Raw genomic sequence first — 1,433 nt, forward strand, 5'->3', positions numbered from 1 at the left:
ATCCCAAGCATCGATCGAGTTCTTATAGCGAGTGACAACCTGTTTTATATGACGGTTCATGGCCGCCTGAATGGTCTTTGCGTCCGCGATATCAGACACCCAGCCCGGGACGCGATACCAGATCAGCGTATGGCCATAAACCCTCATGTTGTTTTTACGTGCAAATGCCACCATGCGGTCGGCGCTACCGAAGCTGAAAACACCCGGTCTCTTTTCCGTCGCATTCCACTTCAGCTCGTTTCGCGGCGTTATTGAATTGACGTTGTCGATGTAAATCTCGGAAGCGATTGGATCGTTGATGTTTTGCAGGTCGATTGCCGATCCGAATCGGAACGACTTCCTATCGGCGAGGGCGCGCAGCCCTGCAGAGGCAGGCACCTGCGCTAGGGCCTGGCCCGCACGAACATACAACAGAGCGAGCGGAACCGAGGCGAGGAAACGTCTTCTATTCATTCTATCTCTCACTGTTAGCTTTTTTCATGTCCGCGGTGGAATTTGAAGGGCCAGGCTCGTCGGCACCGATCCATCACGGGATTCGCGTTCAATTCAGCAGAGTAATGCAACCTCAAATATACTTTCGCCGCAGGGGATATTGTTGGTGTCTGCTAGACTTTTCAGCATATTCCAAGATATAAACCGCTCGGGGAGGGCGCTCGTGATGGAAGATTGGTCCAGCTATCTGATGAGCTATTTTTATATGGCATTTCAAAATGCCGTTTTTTTTATGGCGCCTGTTCGAAACGATCTATCGCTCCTCGATGACCGGCAGTTCGCAGCCCTTGTTCTCGGCATCATCGGCGTCATTTTCCTCCCGTTCGCAGCGCTCGTCAGAATGTCGTGGCGGCTGCGTCAATCGGAGATCGTCATCCGCTCGCTGAACGAAGACCTTGCGCAAGTCACCCAGGACCTCAATGTCGAGCGTGTCTGGCGCCTGGCGGGTGGGGACAGCACCGAACGGCCGAGTGCGGACAGTTTGAAAGAGCTTTACAAGATTCTGGCCAGAGATCACGACGATGCAAGTTACATGGCGAGATAAGTCGGCGGGCGGCGGGAAGTCAGAAATCTAGAAGATGTCCGCCTTTTTTGGTGCTCTATCTCTTTGTTTTTGCACAATTTCTGTGAAGCCGCTGCGCACCTTTGGAATTGCTCTAATGCCGATGCTCCGGACTTTCTGCCGGGGCCTCGGCATCGGAAGGCTCGGAGACTGATTCCGGTTGCGCGCTGTCGATGTCGACCGCATGGTCGGGCAATGGCAGCCATATTCTGCCGGAAAAGTAATTTCTCGTTCTTTTCTGCGGTCCTGAAGTCGCATCCAGCGAGAGTGTGAAATTGTAATTCCCGGGATTGAGCACCTCGCGGGTGAAGCTGATACTGGCTCCGAAGCCGTCTTCCTTGATATCCCTCAGGTTCTTGATGGCGTTCAGGGTCTCGTG

Annotated in this window: 3 protein-coding genes; 1 reads left to right on the forward strand and 2 read right to left on the reverse strand. The window is 53.4% G+C overall.

Going from position 1 to position 1,433, the window contains the following annotated elements; genetic code table 11:
* Positions 1 to 453: endo-1,4-beta-xylanase (locus tag AC1D1Z_RS37375; protein ID WP_477853861.1), on the reverse strand; the 453-nt coding region annotated here is incomplete at its 3' end.
* 139 nt (positions 454 to 592) lie between these two features.
* On the opposite strand from AC1D1Z_RS37375, the gene AC1D1Z_RS37380 reads away from it, so the two are divergent.
* Entirely contained in the window at positions 593 to 1,036 is a 444-nt protein-coding gene (locus AC1D1Z_RS37380) for a hypothetical protein (protein WP_026230733.1), read from the forward strand.
* A 112-nt stretch (positions 1,037 to 1,148) separates the two neighbouring features.
* On the opposite strand, the gene AC1D1Z_RS37385 is transcribed toward AC1D1Z_RS37380, so the two are convergent.
* A partial coding sequence (locus AC1D1Z_RS37385; protein ID WP_477853864.1) for a DUF6030 family protein occupies positions 1,149 to 1,433 on the reverse strand: 285 nt, incomplete at its 5' end.

Source organism: Rhizobium sp. P1_E1, assembly GCF_056406015.1.